This is a genomic window from Streptomyces sp. NPDC059166 (genome assembly GCF_042755185.1).
Classification (GTDB): domain Bacteria; phylum Actinomycetota; class Actinomycetes; order Streptomycetales; family Streptomycetaceae; genus Streptomyces.
In genome coordinates this window covers 127070-143931 of record NZ_JBHZCI010000010.1, presented here as the reverse complement: position 1 = coordinate 143931, position 16862 = coordinate 127070, and the positions used below count along the sequence as shown (strand labels likewise).

Below are 16862 nucleotides of genomic sequence, written 5' to 3'. Positions count from 1 at the left end.
CGCTCCCGGTCAGGACCCCGGGGAGTCGCCGGACCGCGCGGGTCTGGCGAGGACCCAGACGCCGTCCGGGGTGAGGTAGCGGTCGACGGGCAGGCCGGCCCCGGCCAGATACGCCTCGAACCGTTCGACACTCAGCTCCCGGGAACGGAAGGTCTGGGTCCACCGGGCGTCCTCGAAGACGTACTCGGCACGCACCTCGTTCACCCCGTCCCCCAGAGGGCGGGCCGAGAGGATCCTGATCGTGCACCCTGCCTTCCGGTCCTCCCGCTCCCGGGGCAGGTCACGGTGGTAGTCGGCGCCTTCCCGCTGCACGAGCACGACACCGCCGTCCTTCACGTGCCTGCGGCAGGTCGCGAGCAGCCCGTCCCTGACCCGGTGATCGCCCGTGTGCACCAGGAACGAGCCGAGCACCACCGCGTCGAACCGCTCCGGGCCCAGGTCGAGGTCCTCGATGGCGCTCAGGACCGTACGCGCACCGCGGACGAGCTCCAGCATCCCTTCCGATTCGTCCACGGCCGTCACCTCGAAGCCACGCTCCACCAGCGGGTGCGTCACCCTGCCCGCCCCACAGCCCAGTTCGAGCACCGTCGCCCCGGGGTTCAGCACGGAGCCGATCACCTCCGGCTCGGTGCCGGGGGACAGCCGCGCGTACAGCTCGACCGCGCAGCCGTCCGGTGTGATCGGTCCGGGTCCCGTCCCGGTGTGCCCCTCGCGTACCCACCGTCCGCTCATACCTGACGGAACGTACGGGCCCGTCGGGGCGTTCCCCCGGCGCCACGACGGGAGGAAGCCGGCCGGGAGCGGGGGCGCCGGGCCGGCTGCCGGTTTCCTCACGCCCCGCTCCGGGGCGATGCTGGAGGGGAGGAGATGGCGATGCGTACCGGAAACGAACCCTCCACCGCTCGCAGCCCCCTGCGGATGCGGCTCTGGCTGAGCCTGTGGGGCACGCTCTGGGCGGCCCTCGGCCTGGCGGCCTTCACCGCCGTCGGACGTGCCGGGTGGGCGGCGGCCTGCGGGGTGCTGCTGCTGATCGCGCTGACGGACCTGTGCATCGTGGTCCGGCACCTGCGGCAGGGCCCGCACTACCAGCCCGGCCGCGATGTACCCCCGTACGAAGCCGACCGGAGCGGTCGGACCAGACCCCGTGACACGCCGTACGAGCGCTGAACCCCGGCTCTGCGGCTCAGGCGCGGCAACCGGGCCGGGCGGGGAGCGACGGCCACCGGGCCGGGCCGGGAGGGCCGACGGTCGTCCGAGCCCGAGCCTGAGCCCGAGCCGGGCGGGGCGGGTCAGGTCAGGTCAGGCCGGTCGTCGAACCGCGCGGCCCGGAGATACTCCGGGTTCGGGTCGAGCGCGGCCGCCAGCCGGAAGTGGCGGGTGGCCTGCTCGGGACGGCCGGCCCGCTGGAAGGTACGGGCCAGGGCGAAGTGGGCGAAGGCGTTGTCCGGCTCCCGCTCCAGGACCAGTTCGAACTCCAGCTCGGCCGGGCGCAGTTGCGCCGCCGCGAAGAACGCCCGGGCCCGCAGGAGGCGTGCCGCGGTGTTCTCCGGGTGGGCGGCGATCACGGAGTCGAGCAGCTTGACCGCACCCTGCGGGTCCCGTGCGGCCAGCAGCTGCTCAGCCGCGCGGAAGTCGATCACATGGGTTTCCGGATTCCTCTCGGGCACGCCCCTGTCCTTCCCTTCTGCGTCGGCGTTTCAACGTCCGGGCGGGTACCCGTATTCCGGCCGGCCGCCCGCTCAGCCTTCGGCGGCCCGCTCCACGAGCCGCGACCAGACGTCCCGGACCTGCGGTTCCAGTTCCTCCAGCGGCCCGTCGTTGTCGATGACGAGGCCGGCGACGGCCAGCCGGTCCTCCCGGGTGGCCTGCGCGGCCATCCGGGCGCGGGCGTCCGACTCCGTCATTCCGCGCAGCCGTACGAGCCGGTCGAGCTGGGTCTCGGGCCGCGCGTCGACGACGACGACCACGTCGTAGAGCGGGGCCAGTCCGTTCTCCGTGAGCAGCGGGACGTCGTGCACGACGACCGCGCCGGCTCCCGCCGCCCGTTCCAGTTCGGCGGAACGGGCGGCGACGAGCGGGTGGACGATGGCGTTGAGCCTGGCGAGCGCGGCCGTATCGGCGAAGACGATCGAGCCGAGTGCGGGCCGGTCCAGGGAGCCGTCGGGATTGAGGACGGACGGCCCGAACGCCTCGACGACCGCGGTGAGTCCGGGGGTGTGGGGCTCGACGACCTCGCGTGCGATCCGGTCGGCGTCGATCACCACGGCTCCGTAGCGTGCGAGAAGCCCGGACACTTCGCTCTTGCCGGCGCCGATTCCGCCGGTCAGGCCCACTTTCAGCATGCGCCGAGCCTAAGGGATGCCCGGCGGGCCTCCGGCCGGTTCGGGCCGGAGGCCCGTTCAGGCATCGCCTTCACGCTCCGCGAGAAAGCGTTCGAATTCGAGACCGATCTCGTCCGCCGAGGGGAGGTCGGCCGGCTCGGCGACGAGGTTGCCCCGCGTCTCCGCGCCTGCGACCGCGTCGTACTGGTGCTCAAGCCCCTCGACGAGCGAGACGAGCTCCTCGTCGCCCTGGCCGACCTGCCGGTCGATCTCGGTCTGGGTGCGGTGCGCTTCCGTGCGCAGGGTGTGCGCGACGCTCGGCAGGACCAGCCCGGTTGCCGCGGTGACGGCCTCGAGGGCGGTCAGCGCGGCGTCCGGGTAGGCGGACCGGGCGACGTAGTGCGGCACGTGGGCGGCCACCCCGAGGACGTCGTGCCCGGCCTCCATCAGCCGGTACTCGACGAGTGCCTCGGCGGAACCGGGAACCTGCGCCTCGTCGAAGGGACTGCGGTGCCCGGGCATCAGGTCGGTGCGGTTTCCGTGCGGGGTGAGGCCGACGGGCCGGGTGTGCGGGACGCCCATGGGGATGCCGTGGAAGTTGACCGCGAGGCGGACACCGAGACGCTCCACGATCTGCTCCACGGCGGCGGCGAACCTCTCCCACTCGACGTCCGGTTCCGGTCCGGACAGCAGGAGGAACGGCGCCCCCGTGGCGTCCTGCACGACCCTGACGTCGAGCGTGGGCGCCTCGAACGCCGTCCACCGGTCGCGCTTGAAGGTCAGCAGCGGGCGGCGCGCCCGGTAGTCGACGAGCCGGTCGTGGTCGAAGCGGGCCACGACCTGGTGCGGCAGCGTGTCGAGCAGGCCGTCGACGATCTGCTCGCCGGTCTCTCCCGCGTCGATGTAGCCGTCGAAGTGGTAGAGCATGACCAGACCGGCCGACTCCTGGGCCAGGGCCATGTCGACGACGGCCAGGCCCTTCGGTTCCCATTCGTACAAACTCTGCGGATCAGGCACGGTTACCGCTCCTCCTCGTGTTCCTCGACAAGAACACCCCGCCCGGCCCCGGCATTCCCGGCCGCGCCGCTTTCCCCGGAGGTCAGGCGAGGACCCGGCTGTGCAGCTCCGTCACCACCTTCCGCGCGGAGGTGAACGCCCCGTGCTGCCAGGCGTCGGTGTGGCTGAGGTAGTCGCCGGCGAAGTAGACATGCCCGGCAGGGCTGTTGAGCGGGGCGAAGGCCGGGGCGTCGGGGCCGCCGGACAGCGAGTGCCAGGACGCCTCCAGGTAGGGCGTCTGACGCCAGTGGTGGGAGAAGGACGTCGCAAGTTCCGTGCGGTACTTCTCACCGTGGATCTTCACGCCCTGGGCGACGGCCCTGGCCTCCCGCTCGCGGGGGCTGAGTGCGGCGTAGGCGTCTGCGTTGGAGCCGGTGTTGTAGTACCCGATCACGGTGCCCCGGTCACCCAGGTGACCGTACGACGGGTACCAGATGTGCGAGAGGTCCATGTCGGTCTCCGTGATTCCGCCGAAGATCCGGTGGTCGCTCTCCCACCAGCGGCTCCGGTACTCCAGTCCGATCTTGCCCGCGGAGGACGGCTTGCATGCCTCCAGGGCGCTCTGCACGGCGGCGCCGAGGTTGTGCGAGGTCTTGGCGAGGATGTTGGGCGGGAGCGCGGCGATGCAGTAGTCCGCCTCGAGACGCCGGGTGCGGCCCCCCTGGGTGTAGGTGACCGAGACGCCGTGCGCGGTGTTCGTGATGTCGGTGACGGCCGCCCCGGTGCGGATCCTCCGCCCGCCCACCGCCTCGGTGAGGGCGGCGGGTATCCGGTCCATCCCGCCGACCGGCTGGAACATCAGCATCGCCTGGTCGTACTCGAACTCGAAGGAGAAGTAGCGCCCGACTCCGCTCGCGAAGACCTCGGAGGCGGTCGGTACGGACCCGAGCACCTCGCCGGGGGTCCCGGCGGCGGCAGGGTCGACGCGGTATCCGCGCCGGGGGCTTCCGGTGTAGTCGAGGGTGTCCCCGATGTCGCCGAACTCCTTGAGGAACTCCAGCAGCCGCTCCCGGTCCTCGGCCGTGATCTGCCGGTCGAGGGCGCCCATGTCGTCGGCCTTCGCGAGGAGCTCGGCGACGTAGCCGTACGTGTCGGCCTTGGCGGTGCGGTAGCGGACCGGCGCCTTCATCCCGGCCTTCTCGTTGAAGATGTAGGCGTTGGCGTTCTCGTTGGTGAACACCTCGACGGGCACTCCCAGTTCGCGGCAGTAGTCGAGGGTCACCATCCACTGCGGGATCCGCCCGGGTCCCGCGTTCATGTACTGGCCCTTGCTGAAGCGGGCGGTCTGCCGGTTGCCGTAGATGTCGGTGGTCGTGTCACCGCCCCGGACGGTGAAGTTGCGTCCGCCGGTGCGCTCGCGCGCCTCCAGGACCGTGCAGTCGTAGCCCGCCTTGCCCAGCTCGTAGGCCGCGGTGAGGCCGGCTATGCCGCCACCCACGACGACGACCTTCGCCGCGGCCCTTCCCTTCAGCGAGAAGTCGCCGGGGCTCGGGGCGCGGAAGGCGGGCTCGCGGGACGCGGCCTGGGCGGTGGGGGCGAGCCCGAGCGCCCCCATGGTGGCGAACATGGCGCCCGCGCCGCTGGTGAGGCCGACGTTGCGGAGGAAGGTCCGGCGGCTGGCACCTCCGGCCACGGAAGAGTCCTGCGAGGTGTTCGAGGCGTGTGTCATCCCTGGCTCCCCTGGTGTTCCTGGCATTGCGGGGATCCTGGCAAGCGCTTGTTACGTGCCGTCAGTTACTCGTGTATCCCACACGTTTCCTCTGGCGCCCCACCGGCACGACACATCGATCCAGACCTTGACATGCCCACGCAATCGCCTCCAGCGTCACGGGCAGTTTCAGCGGCTCACCCCCGCATTCCCGCACACGAACCCGGTTCGCGTGTGCGGGAACGCCTCCACATCTCACGCGAAGCCGCGCCTCGCGCAGGCGATCCCCTGGTCGCGCGGGCACGACGCGGAGCAGCACCACCTCCTCCGAGGGAAGGCCCCCATGCGCACCCCTGTTTCTGCTCGCCGCCGCGCTGGCCTCGTGCGCCCTGCCCCTGGCCGGGGCGCGACGTCTGCCGTACCACCGTGTACGGCGGCAACACGGCGACCGGCGGCAGGGGCCTCACCAACATCAGCGTGACGCCCTGAGGACCACCGGCGCGCACATACGAGTGAGGCCCGCCCCCCGAAGGGGACGGGCCTCACCTACAGCTCTTCAGCTACCGCGCCGATGAGCGGCTGGGGCAGAGCGTCAGCTCTGGCCGCCGGCCAGCTTCTCGCGCAGGGCGGCCAGGGCCTCGTCCGACGCCAGGGCGCCGGAGTTGTCCGCCGACTCCGAGGAGTACGAGCCGCCACCGCTGCCGCCGGAGGCAGCCGGGGCAGCGCCGGCCGGGGCGGCAGCGCCCTCGGCAGCGGCAGCCTCGTCGGCCTCGCGGGACTTGATGACCTGGGCCTGGTGCTGCTCGAAGCGCTGCTGCGCCTCGGCGTACTGGGTCTCCCAGACCTCGCGCTGCGCCTCGAAGCCCTCGAGCCAGTCGTTGGTCTCGGGGTCGAAGCCCTCGGGGTAGATGTAGTTGCCCTGGTCGTCGTAGGACGCGGCCATGCCGTACAGGGTCGGGTCGAACTCGACCGAGGCCGGGTCGCCACCGAAGGCCTCGTTGGCCTGCTTCAGCGAGAGGCTGATGCGACGGCGCTCGAGGTCGATGTCGATGACCTTGACGAAGATCTCGTCGTTGACCTGGACGACCTGCTCCGGGATCTCCACGTGGCGCTCGGCCAGCTCGGAGATGTGGACCAGGCCCTCGATGCCCTCGTCGACGCGCACGAACGCACCGAAGGGAACGAGCTTGGTGACCTTACCGGGAACGACCTGCCCGATCTGGTGCGTACGGGCGAACTGCTGCCACGGGTCTTCCTGCGTCGCCTTGAGCGACAGCGAGACGCGCTCGCGGTCCATGTCGACGTCGAGGACCTCGACCGTGACCTCCTGGCCGACCTCGACGACCTCGGAGGGGTGGTCGATGTGCTTCCAGGACAGCTCGGAGACGTGCACGAGACCGTCGACGCCACCCAGGTCCACGAAGGCACCGAAGTTGACGATCGAGGAGACGACGCCGGAGCGGACCTGACCCTTCTGCAGGGTGGTGAGGAACGTCTGGCGAACCTCGGACTGGGTCTGCTCGAGCCAGGCACGGCGGGACAGGACCACGTTGTTGCGGTTCTTGTCCAGCTCGATGATCTTGGCCTCGAGCTCCTTGCCCACGTAGGGCTGGAGGTCGCGGACACGACGCATCTCGACGAGCGACGCCGGCAGGAAGCCACGGAGGCCGATGTCGAGGATGAGACCACCCTTGACGACCTCGATGACGGTACCGGTGACGATGCCGTCCTCTTCCTTGATCTTCTCGATGGTGCCCCAGGCACGCTCGTACTGAGCGCGCTTCTTCGAGAGGATCAGGCGGCCTTCCTTGTCCTCCTTCTGGAGAACCAGGGCCTCGATCTCGTCGCCGACCTTGACGACCTCGTTCGGGTCGACGTCGTGCTTGATCGAGAGCTCGCGGCTCGGGATGACGCCTTCGGTCTTGTAACCGATGTCGAGGAGGACCTCGTCCCGGTCAACCTTGACGATGACACCGTCAACGATGTCGCCGTCGTTGAAGTACTTGATCGTCTCGTCGATCGCCGCGAGGAACGCGTCCGCGTCGCCGATGTCGTTGACCGCAACCTGCGGAGTGGTGGCGGTGGTCTCGGTGCTGCTCGTCATGTGGGAAAGGGCTCCGGTACGGACAGTGAGTCGTAGGTACTGCTACGCCGAAAGCCCGTATCGCCTCTGCAGAAGCCGGACAGCCTGGAAAGCGCCGACCCGGGAAAGGGAGGCGCCTCGACAACCGAGGGGACATGCAACAGACGCGAGCGCGGCCTGCTAGGTCTGAGGCGCGCAGGCTCGCAGCGCAACTTGTAGCATACGTGGGCAGCCGGACAGGGTCAATGCGCGAAGGCGCACACCCGGGGCGGAAAACCCCAATCCCGGCACAACTCACGTACGCCGAGGCCACATCGGCCACACCGGTGTGTCGCGTGCACACGGCCGTACGACACGCGTACGGCCCCGTGGAGGCACCCGCGCGAAGCGGGTGAAGGCAAACTACAACGACGGGCACGATGAGCCAAGAGACCTACGACCCGGAACCCGAGGCGACCCGGCGGGAGGCCGGCGACGCGGAGAGCAGCCGGGCGAGCCGCGGCTGGTGGGACCGGAACGCCGACGAGTACCAGAGCGACCACGGCGCCTTCCTCGGTGACGACCGCTTCGTCTGGGGCCCGGAGGGCCTCGACGAGGCGGAGGCCGCCCTGCTGGGCCCCGCCGGGGACCTCGAGGGCAAGGACGTCCTCGAGATCGGGGCCGGGGCCGCCCAGTGCTCCCGCTGGCTCGCCGGCCGGGGCGCACGCCCGGTCGCCCTGGACCTCTCCCACCGCCAGCTCCAGCACGCCCTGCGCATCGGCGGCGGGGTGCCGCTGGTGGAGGCCGACGCCGGACGGCTCCCCTTCCGCGACGGCTCCTTCGACCTGGCCTGCTCCGCCTACGGCGCGGTGCCCTTCGTCGCCGACCCCGTCCAGGTCTTCCGCGAGGTGCACCGGGTGCTGCGGCCGGGGGGACGCTGGGTCTTCTCGGTGACCCACCCGGTCCGCTGGGCGTTCCCCGACGAGCCGGGCCCCGAGGGCCTCTCCGTCTCCGCCTCGTACTTCGACCGCGTGCCCTACGTGGAGCAGGACGAGCGCGGCGACGCCGTGTACGTGGAGCACCACAGGACCCTGGGTGACCGGGTCCGGGACGTGGTCGCGGGCGGTTTCCGGCTCGTCGACCTGGTGGAGCCGGAGTGGCCGGCCTGGAACACCCAGGAGTGGGGCGGCTGGTCCCCGCTGCGCGGGAACCTGATCCCGGGCACGGCGATCTTCGTCTGCGAACGGGACGCGGCCTCCTCCTGACCCCGCGCCGGCCCGGGCGGTCGCGGGGTCCCGCGGCCCGGCCGGTCCCGCCGCCGTACGAGACTGGGGGCGTGATCCGTACCGACGCCCTGGACCAGTTGCCCGTACGCACCGCCGTGCCCTCCCTGGAGCGGGCGCTCGACGAGCGGGGGACGGCGGTGCTGTGCGCCCCGCCCGGGACGGGCAAGACGACCCTCGTCCCGCTCGCCCTGGCCGGCCTGACCGGCCACGGCCCGGTGCGCCGGGTGCTGGTGGCGGAGCCCCGGCGGATCGCGGCCCGGGCCGCGGCCCGGCGCATGGCGTGGCTGCTCGGCGAGAGGCCCGGGGAACGCGTCGGCTTCACCGTGCGCGGGGAGCGGGCTGTGGGGCCGTCCACGGTGGTGGAGGTGGTGACCACAGGCGTGCTGCTCCAGCGGCTCCAGCGCGACCAGGAACTCGCCGGGACCGACGTGGTGATCATCGACGAGTGCCACGAGCGCCACCTCGACGCGGACACGGCCGCGGCCTTCCTCCTCGACGTGCGGGAGACGCTCCGGCCCGAGCTGCGTCTGGTCGCCGCGTCGGCGACGACGGACGCCGAGGGGTGGTCACGGCTGCTGGGCGGCGCCCCCGTGATCGAGGCGAGCGGCGTGTCCCACCCGGTCGAGGTCGTGTGGGCGCCGCCGGCCGGCACGCTCCGCCCGCCGCACGGCATGAGGGTCGACCCCGCGCTGCTGACGCACGTGGCCGCCACGGTGCGCCGGGCGCTGGCCGAGCGGGACGGCGACGTGCTGTGCTTCCTCCCCGGCGTCGGCGAGATCGGCCGGGTGGCCGGGCAGCTCGCCGGCGTGGACGCGGAGGTGCTCCAGGTCCACGGGCGGGCCCCGGCGGCCGTGCAGGACGCGGTGCTGGCGGGTTCCCCCGGCGGGCGCCGGGTGGTTCTGGCGACGTCCGTGGCGGAGTCGTCGCTGACGGTGCCCGGGGTGCGGGTCGTCGTGGACTCGGGGCTGGCGAGGGAGCCGCGCACCGACCACGCCCGGGGGCTGGGCGCCCTGACGACGGTGCGGGCGTCACGGGCGGCGGGGCGCCAGCGGGCGGGCCGGGCCGGGCGTGAGGCCCCGGGTGCCGTCTACCGCTGCTGGGACCGGGCCGAGGACGGGCGTCTGGCCCCCTTCCCCTCCCCCGAGATCAAGGTGGCCGACCTCGCCGCGTTCGCGCTGCAGGCGGCGTGCTGGGGCGATCCGGACGCCTCGGGGCTCGCCCTGCTGGATCCCCCGCCCGCCGGCGCGATGGCGGCGGCCCGGGAGGTCCTGGGCGCGGTGGGCGCCGTGGGCCCGGAGGGGAGGGCGACGGACCGGGGTGTGCGGATGTCCCGGCTCGGTCTCCATCCCCGGCTGGCCCGGGCCCTGCTGGACGGGGCGGAGGAGGTAGGCGGGCGCCGGGCCGCGGAGGTGGTCGCGCTGCTCAGCGAGGAACCGCCCCGGGAGTACGGCGACGACCTGGCGCACGCGCTGCGCACGGCGCGGCGCGGCGGCGACGGGTACGCGGCGCGCTGGCGGCAGGAGGTACGGCGGCTGAAACAGGCCCTCGGCCCCACCGCCGCCGACCGCGACGGTCCCGACGACGCGGCCGTGGGCCTCGTCGTCGCCCTGGCCTTCCCGGAACGGGTGGCACGCGCCCGCGGGGAGGGCGCGTTCCTCATGGCCTCCGGCACCGGCGCGGAGCTGGGGAACGGCTCCCGGCTGCGCAGCGCACCGTGGCTGGCCGTCGCGGTGGCCGACCGGCCGGCCCACGCCGCGTCCGCCCGGGTGCGCCTGGCCGCCGTCCTCGACGAGGCGACGGCACGGGCGGCCGCCGGCCGTCTGTCGTTCTCCGGCGAGGAGGTCCACTGGGCCGGCGGTGACGTGGTGGCGCGATCCGTGGACCGTCTCGGGGCGATCGAGCTGGCGGTGCGCCCGCTGCGGGAACCGGCCCCGGACCTGGTGCGCGGGGCACTGCTGGACGGGCTGCGCCGTGAGGGCCCCGGCCTGCTGCGGTGGACCCGGGACGCCGGGCAGCTGCGGCTCCGGCTCGCCTTCCTGCACCGGGTGCTGGGCGCACCGTGGCCCGACATGTCGGACGGGGCGCTGCTGGACCGTGCCGGGGACTGGCTGGAGCCCGAGCTGTCACGGGCCCGCCGGCGCTCCGATCTGGCGCGGATCGACGCCGGGCAGGCCGTGCGGCGTCTGCTGCCCTGGTCGACGGGGGACGCCGCCCGGCTGGACGAGCTCGCCCCGGAACGCATCGAGGTGCCGAGCGGGTCCAGGATCCGGCTGGAGTACGGAGGTGAGCAGCCGGTGCTCGCGGTGAAGCTCCAGGAGCTGTTCGGGCTCGGCGAGACCCCCCGGGTGGCAGGGGTACCCGTCCTGGTCCACCTGCTGTCCCCGGCGGGGCGCCCGGCGGCGGTCACCGCGGATCTGGCCTCGTTCTGGCGGGAGGGTTACAAGGGTGTACGGGCCGAGCTGCGCGGCCGCTACCCCAAGCACCCGTGGCCCGAGGACCCGGCGAAGGCGGAGGCGACCCGCTTCACCTCGGCCCGGCTGCGCCGGGGCTGAGACGCGGGCGCCCGGTTCCGCACAGGACGCTGGCGCCCGATCCGCACAGGACGCGGGCGGGACGCGGGCGCACGATCCGCACGGGACGCGGGCGCCCGTCGCGGCCCCCGCGTCCCGTACACGCGGATCAGGCCTCGGGGGTTTCCTCGGGGGCGGCCTCGGAGGCGGCCTCGGAGGCGGCCTCGACCTTCAGCTCGACGGTCAGCGTGGCGCCGCTCCCGGTGGTGAGCCGCAGCGTGTAGGTGCCCGCCGTGTCGCCGGCCTCGATCTCCGGGAGTTCCAGCCGCCCGTCGGCGCCGGTCCTGAGTTCCAGGGTGCGGACGGGCTTGCCGTCCGCGTCCTTGAAGTACGGCCCCTTGTCGTTCTCGGCCGGCGTCTCCGCGTCGGTGATCATCGTCGCGGTGACGGCCGTACCCGCGACGCCCGTGCCCTTGTACGTCGTCGTGACCGCGACCCGGTCGGCGAACGCCCCGCCGACGGTGGCCGTCAGGACCTTGCCGTCGGTACGGGTGAGGGTGTCCGCGACCCGGGCGGTGACGTCGGCGGTGTAGGTGAGGGTGCGCGGCTTCGTGGTGCCGGCCACGGCCGTCACCTTGAAGGAACCGGTCTTCTCCCCGGCGGTGAGGGCGGGGGCGGAGGCGGTGCCGTCAGCTGCCGTGGCCACGGTCGCCGTGGTCCTCCCCCCGGCGAAGCGGGCATCCGTGTCGCCGACGACGGTGAAGGTGACCCGCACCTTCGCCAGCGGGGCGCCCAGGGTGTTCCGCGCCCGCACCGCGATACGCCGGTCGAACTCCTCGCCGGCCGTGGCGGCGAGCGTGCCGGTGCCGGCGTTCTCCAGGCTGCCGAACACGTCGGGCCGGGGCGTCGGGGGCTGGGTGGTCGGCGGAGCCGTCGGGGACGGGGTGGGCGACGGGCTCGCCGTGCCGGGCGAGGTCGGCGACGGGCTCGGTGTGTGGGTGCTCGGTGTCGGGGTGGGCGACGGGGACGTACCGCCCCCGGTACCCGCCGGGAGCACCCCGGTGCCGTCCGGGACCTCGTGGGTGCCGCGCTTGTAGTACTCGAACCAGGAACGCACCGTACGCAGGTACTCCGTCGAGTGGTTGTAGCTCAGCACCGCCCGGTCGAGGTCGGCGGCGAGCGACAGGTCGCGGGTGCCGGCGCAGAGGTAGCGCCCGGCGGCCAGCGCCGCGTCGTAGATGTTGTCGGGGTCCTTGCGGCCGTCGCCGTTGCCGTCCTGGCCCCAGGTCGCCCAGGTCGACGGGATGAACTGCATCGGGCCGACCGCCCGGTCGTGGGTCGCGTCGCCGTCGTACGCCCCGCCGTCGGTGTCCTTGATGAGGGCGAAGCCCTGCCCGTTGAGGGCGGGGCCGAGGATCGGGGAGAGGGTCGTGCCGTTCGCGTCGACCTTTCCGCCGCGCGCCTGCCCGGACTCGACCTTGCCGATCGCGGCGAGGAGCTGCCACGGCAGGCGGCACGCGGCGTCGGTGCCCGCGAGTTCCTGCTCGGCCTTCTTGTAGGCGGCGAGGACGGACGCGGGTATCCCGGCCTCGGCGCTGCCGGTCACGGGCAGATTCACCGACGCGCCTGGCTTGTTCGGAGTGGTGAGCGGCGGAAGGTCCGTGTAGTACGGCGAGTTGCCGGTGGCCGCGTCGTCGGACGGCGTCGCCCCGGCTGCCGCCCGGTCGCCCGCCCCGCCGTCGGCCTGCGGTGCGGCGGGAGCCTGGGATGCCGACAGGGCCGCCACGGCTGCCGCCGCCACGGCGGTGGTGGTGGCCCCCCTGCGCAGCCTGCGGCCGAATTGCGCTGCCATACGAACTGGTCCCTCCCCGTGGACGACGCCCGCGCTCCCCAGCGCGAGGACTCATGAGACCCTACGGCAACTCCCCGCGCGCGAACACCGGCCCCTGACCGGTTCTCACGGATTCCTCAGCTTCCGGGCACCCGGGCCGGCCCGCTCCCGGAGGCGGTGACAGAGCCTCACCCATACTTGCCGCCATGCCGTTCACCCTGAGCCACGCAGCAGCCGTACTCCCGGGAATCCGCAGGTCCGGTACGGGGCGCGGGCCGCTCGTGGCGTCCGCGCTCGTCGCCGGATCCTTCGCACCCGACCTGACCTACTTCGCGGACTCCGTCATTCCGGGAGCGATGGAGTTCGGCGCGGTGACACACTCCGTGTGGGGAGTGTTCACGGTCGACGTCCTCGTCACGGCCGCCGCGGTCGCCCTGTGGCTGATGCTCCGCGAACCGCTCGTCGCCCTGCTGCCCGAGCCGGCGCGGGGGCGTGTGCACGCCTTCCTCCGGGGGCGGCGGCGCGAGCCCCGTCGGCCGGTCGCCGCCGAGGCGGTGTGGTTCGTCGTGTCCGCGGTCATCGGCGCCGGCAGTCACGTCGTGTGGGACGCGTTCACCCACCACGACCGGTGGGGCACGGAACTGGTTCCGGTCCTCACCCGCACTGCCGGGGGCCTCCCGGTGTTCCAGCTCGTCCAGTACGGCACTTCGGCCGTCGCCCTGGCGGTCCTGGCCTGGTTCACCTTCACGGCGCTGCGGCGCACCGGACAGCTCCCGGCGCCCGCGTCCCTACCGGTACCGAGCCGGGCCGAACGCCGGTGGGCGGACGCGTTCCTCGGGCTGTGCGTCCTGCTGGGCACCGTCCACCGCTGCGCCCGCTGGTACGCCTGCTTCGGCCGGCCGGACACCCCGCTCGACATCATTCCGACGGCGTGCTTCGGCGCCGGGGCGGGCCTGGCGGCCGGCCTGCTGCTGTACGGGGTGTGGATGCGGCTGCTGCGTCGGCCGTCCCGGCTCTCCGTGGCGAGTCGGGAACCGGTCCCGCGGGAGGCCGAGCCGGGCGGGGACGGGCTGCCACGCCGCTGAGCCGGGGCGGTGACGCACGGTCCGTTCGCCGCCCCGGCTGCGATCGCCCGGCGGACGGACTGCGGCAGGCCGGGCGGCGGACCGGCCCGGTGGGGGACTCCTCCGACGGCCGGGCCGGCCTTCGCGCGGGCGCATGTCTCAGTGCGCGGCCGTCTCCCAGTCCGTACCGACACCGACCGACACGTCCAGCGGCGCCCGGAGCTCGACTGCCGTGGACATCTCCCGGCGCAGGATCTCCTCGACCTGCTCCCGCTCCCCCGCGGCGATCTCCAGGACGATTTCGTCGTGGACCTGGAGCAGCATCCGCGAGGACAGCTCCGCCTCCGTCAACGCCCGGTCCACCTTCAGCATCGCGACCTTCACGATGTCCGCGGCCGTGCCCTGGATCGGCGCGTTGAGCGCCATCCGCTCGGCGGCCTCGCGGCGCTGACGGTTGTCGCTGTTCAGGTCCGGGAGGTAACGACGACGACCGAGGATCGTCTCGGTGTACCCGGTGGACCTGGCCTCCTCGACGACCCGGTGCAGATAGTCACGCACCCCGCCGAACCGCAGGAAGTACGTGTCCATCAGCGCCCGCGCCTCACCGGCCTCGATGTTCAGCTGCTGCGACAGGCCGAACGCCGAGAGCCCGTACGCCAGTCCGTAGGACATCGCCTTGATCTTGCGGCGCATCTCCGCGTCCACCGCCGTCTTCTCGACGCCGAACACCTGCGAGGCGACCGTGGTGTGAAGGTCCTCCCCCGAGGTGAACGCCTCGATCAGCCCGGCGTCCTCGGAGAGGTGCGCCATCACCCGCAGCTCGATCTGGCTGTAGTCCGCCGTCATCAGCGTCTCGAAGCCCTCGCCGACGACGAAGCCCCGGCGGATGGCCCGCCCCTCGTCCGTGCGGACGGGGATGTTCTGCAGATTCGGGTCGGTCGAGGACAGCCGGCCCGTCGCCGCGACGGTCTGGTTGAACGTGGTGTGGATACGGCCGTCCTCGCCGATCGTCTTGATCAGCCCTTCGACCGTGACCCGCAGCTTCGCCTGCTCACGGTGGCGCAGCATGATCACCGGCAGCTCGTGCTCCGTCTGCGCCGCCAGCCACGCCAGTGCGTCGGCGTCGGTGGTGTACCCCGTCTTCGTCTTCTTCGTCTTCGGCAGGGCCAGCTCACCGAAGAGCACTTCCTGGAGCTGCTTGGGCGAACCGAGGTTGAACTCCCGGCCCACGGAGGCGTGCGCCTCCTTCACCGCCTGCTGCACCGCGCCGGCGAACTGCTGCTCCATCGCCTCCAGATGCGACCGGTCGGCGGCGATGCCGTGCCGCTCCAGGCGGGCCAGCATGATCGACGTCGGCAGCTCCATGTCGAACAGCAGCTCCGTGGCACCGACCTCCTTCAGACGCGCCGTGAAGGCGTCCCCCAGATCCAGCACCGCACGGGCCTGCGCCATCAGCGCCTCGGCCTCCGCCCGGTCGTCCGCACCGAAGGCCAGCTGGCCGTCCGACGAGGCGGCGGGCGCCAGCTCACGGCCGAGGTACTCCACGGCCAGTGTGTCCAGGGCGAACGACCGGCGCCCCGGCTTGACGAGGTACGCGGCCAGCGCCGTGTCCATGGAAATGCCCTCGAGCCGCCAGCCCTGCTCGGGGAGGACCCGCAGGGCGTTCTTGGCGTTGTGCAGGACCTTGGGCCGTGCCGGGTCCGCGAACCACTCCGCCAGCGCCCGCTCGTCCGCCTCGTCCAGATCGGCCGGATCCAGCCAGGCCGCCGCACCCCCGGCAGCGGCGAGCGCCACCTCGGTGACCGAACCGCTGCCCAGCGACCAGGTGTCGACCGTCATCACACCGAGCGGCTGATCACCGTGGGCCTCCAGCCACGGGCCGACCTCACCCGACCCCAGCACCGCGCCGTCCAGCTCGATCCCCGCCGCCGGCTCCGGCGGAGCGGCGTCCTCCGCTCCCGGGTCCACGGCCAGCAGACGCTCACGCAGGCTGGGATTACGGATCTCCAGCACATCCAGCACACCGGTGACCGCCGACCGGTCGTACGCGGCCCGCTCCAGCTCCGCCGGCCCCTTGGGCAGCTCGACGTCCCGGACCATCTCGGTCAGCACACGGTTCATCTTCACCGCGTCCAGATGGTCACGGAAATTCTGCCCCGCCTTGCCCTTCACCTCGTCGGCACGCTCGACCAGCTCGGCGAACGAACCGAACTGGTTGATCCACTTCGCCGCCGTCTTCTCACCCACCCCCGGAATACCCGGGAGGTTGTCCGACGGGTCGCCGCGCAACGCCGCGAAGTCCGGGTACTGCGACGGCGTCAGCCCGTACTTCTCCTGGACCTTCTCGGGGGTGAACCGGGTCAGCTCCGAGACGCCCTTCGTCGGGTACAGCACCGTCACGTCGTCCGTGATGAGCTGGAACGAATCCCGGTCACCCGTGACGATCAGCACCTCGAAGCCCGCCGCCTCGGCCTGCGTGGCCAGTGTCGCGATGACGTCGTCCGCCTCGAACCCGTCCACCGCGAACCGGTCCGCGCGCATCGCGTCCAGCAGCTCCCCGATCAGCTCGACCTGCCCCTTGAACTCGTCAGGGGTCTTGGAGCGGTTCGCCTTGTACTCGGGGAACTCCTTCGCACGCCACGTCTTGCGCGACACGTCGAACGCCACCGCGAAATGCGTGGGCGCCTCATCACGCAACGTGTTCGCCAGCATCGACATGAAGCCGTACACGGCATTCGTCGGCTGCCCCGTCGCCGTCGTGAAATTCTCCGCGGGCAGGGCGAAGAACGCCCGGTACGCCAAGGAGTGCCCGTCCATGAGGAGCAGGCGCGGTCGGTTGTCTGCCGTCTTCTTCGATGCCGTCTCAGCCACGCCCCCGATCCTGCCACGGACCACTGACAATCCGGACCGGGTCACCACCACCGCCCCGCCCCCTCGACCACCCCACCAGTCCCTCTCCACCACCACCCCCCGGCGCCCCTGCGCACGTGCATGACAGGATCGAAGGAGAGAGCAGCACGAAGAAGGCGCGAGAAGACACGCACGGACGCCCCCACGCGCGAACGGACCCGGACCCGCACGCGG

The 16862-nt window shown here is 72.6% G+C and carries 12 protein-coding genes; 4 read left to right on the top strand and 8 right to left on the bottom strand.

Annotated features, from left to right (window positions below; translation table 11 throughout):
• Nucleotides 1-9: 9 nt before the first annotated feature.
• Entirely contained in the window at nucleotides 10-732 is a 723-nt protein-coding gene (locus tag ACFXOA_RS10405; RefSeq protein ID WP_385024679.1) for a class I SAM-dependent methyltransferase, read from the bottom strand.
• A gap of 141 nt (nucleotides 733-873) precedes the next feature.
• On the opposite strand from ACFXOA_RS10405, the gene ACFXOA_RS10400 reads away from it, so the two are divergent.
• A complete protein-coding gene (locus ACFXOA_RS10400; protein WP_385024677.1) occupies nucleotides 874-1167 on the top strand; it encodes a DUF6343 family protein in 294 nt (97 codons plus the stop codon).
• A 122-nt stretch (nucleotides 1168-1289) separates the two neighbouring features.
• Here the strand turns inward: ACFXOA_RS10400 and ACFXOA_RS10395 are convergent, their stop codons facing one another.
• From ACFXOA_RS10395 to rpsA, 5 genes are all read right to left on the bottom strand, one after another.
• Complete coding sequence (locus ACFXOA_RS10395) at nucleotides 1290-1667, bottom strand: tetratricopeptide repeat protein (RefSeq protein ID WP_385024675.1); 378 nt, start codon at nucleotides 1665-1667, stop codon at nucleotides 1290-1292.
• A gap of 72 nt (nucleotides 1668-1739) precedes the next feature.
• Nucleotides 1740-2342 carry a dephospho-CoA kinase gene (coaE, locus tag ACFXOA_RS10390; protein WP_385024673.1) on the bottom strand — a complete coding sequence of 201 codons (603 nt, stop codon included), beginning with the start codon at nucleotides 2340-2342 and terminating at the stop codon, nucleotides 1740-1742.
• Between the two features lie 57 nt (nucleotides 2343-2399).
• The gene (locus ACFXOA_RS10385; RefSeq protein ID WP_385024671.1) at nucleotides 2400-3338 is read right to left on the bottom strand and encodes a PAC2 family protein; all 939 of its coding nucleotides are present in this window, start codon (nucleotides 3336-3338) and stop codon (nucleotides 2400-2402) included.
• Nucleotides 3339-3420: 82 nt separating this feature from the next.
• Nucleotides 3421-4944: a flavin monoamine oxidase family protein gene (locus ACFXOA_RS10380; RefSeq protein WP_385024773.1), complete on the bottom strand. Its 1524-nt coding sequence runs from the start codon at nucleotides 4942-4944 to the stop codon at nucleotides 3421-3423.
• Between the two features lie 673 nt (nucleotides 4945-5617).
• Nucleotides 5618-7129, bottom strand: coding sequence for a 30S ribosomal protein S1 (gene rpsA / locus ACFXOA_RS10375; RefSeq protein ID WP_014156844.1), 1512 nt, complete (start codon nucleotides 7127-7129; stop codon nucleotides 5618-5620).
• 398 nt (nucleotides 7130-7527) lie between these two features.
• On the opposite strand from rpsA, the gene ACFXOA_RS10370 reads away from it, so the two are divergent.
• Both ACFXOA_RS10370 and hrpB read left to right on the top strand, forming a co-directional pair.
• Nucleotides 7528-8352 carry a class I SAM-dependent methyltransferase gene (locus tag ACFXOA_RS10370; RefSeq protein WP_385024669.1) on the top strand — a complete coding sequence of 275 codons (825 nt, stop codon included), beginning with the start codon at nucleotides 7528-7530 and terminating at the stop codon, nucleotides 8350-8352.
• 71 nt (nucleotides 8353-8423) lie between these two features.
• Entirely contained in the window at nucleotides 8424-10925 is a 2502-nt protein-coding gene (gene hrpB / locus ACFXOA_RS10365; protein WP_385024667.1) for an ATP-dependent helicase HrpB, read from the top strand.
• 127 nt (nucleotides 10926-11052) lie between these two features.
• On the opposite strand, the gene ACFXOA_RS10360 is transcribed toward hrpB, so the two are convergent.
• Entirely contained in the window at nucleotides 11053-12735 is a 1683-nt protein-coding gene (locus ACFXOA_RS10360) for a lytic transglycosylase domain-containing protein (protein WP_385024665.1), read from the bottom strand.
• A 185-nt stretch (nucleotides 12736-12920) separates the two neighbouring features.
• Here ACFXOA_RS10360 and ACFXOA_RS10355 point away from each other — a divergent pair, with 185 nt between their 5' ends.
• Nucleotides 12921-13799, top strand: coding sequence for a DUF4184 family protein (locus ACFXOA_RS10355; protein ID WP_385024663.1), 879 nt, complete (start codon nucleotides 12921-12923; stop codon nucleotides 13797-13799).
• A 138-nt stretch (nucleotides 13800-13937) separates the two neighbouring features.
• Here ACFXOA_RS10355 and polA read toward each other — a convergent pair whose 3' ends face one another.
• Complete coding sequence (polA, locus tag ACFXOA_RS10350; RefSeq protein ID WP_385024661.1) at nucleotides 13938-16649, bottom strand: DNA polymerase I; 2712 nt, start codon at nucleotides 16647-16649, stop codon at nucleotides 13938-13940.
• Between the last annotated feature and the right edge of the window lie 213 nt (nucleotides 16650-16862).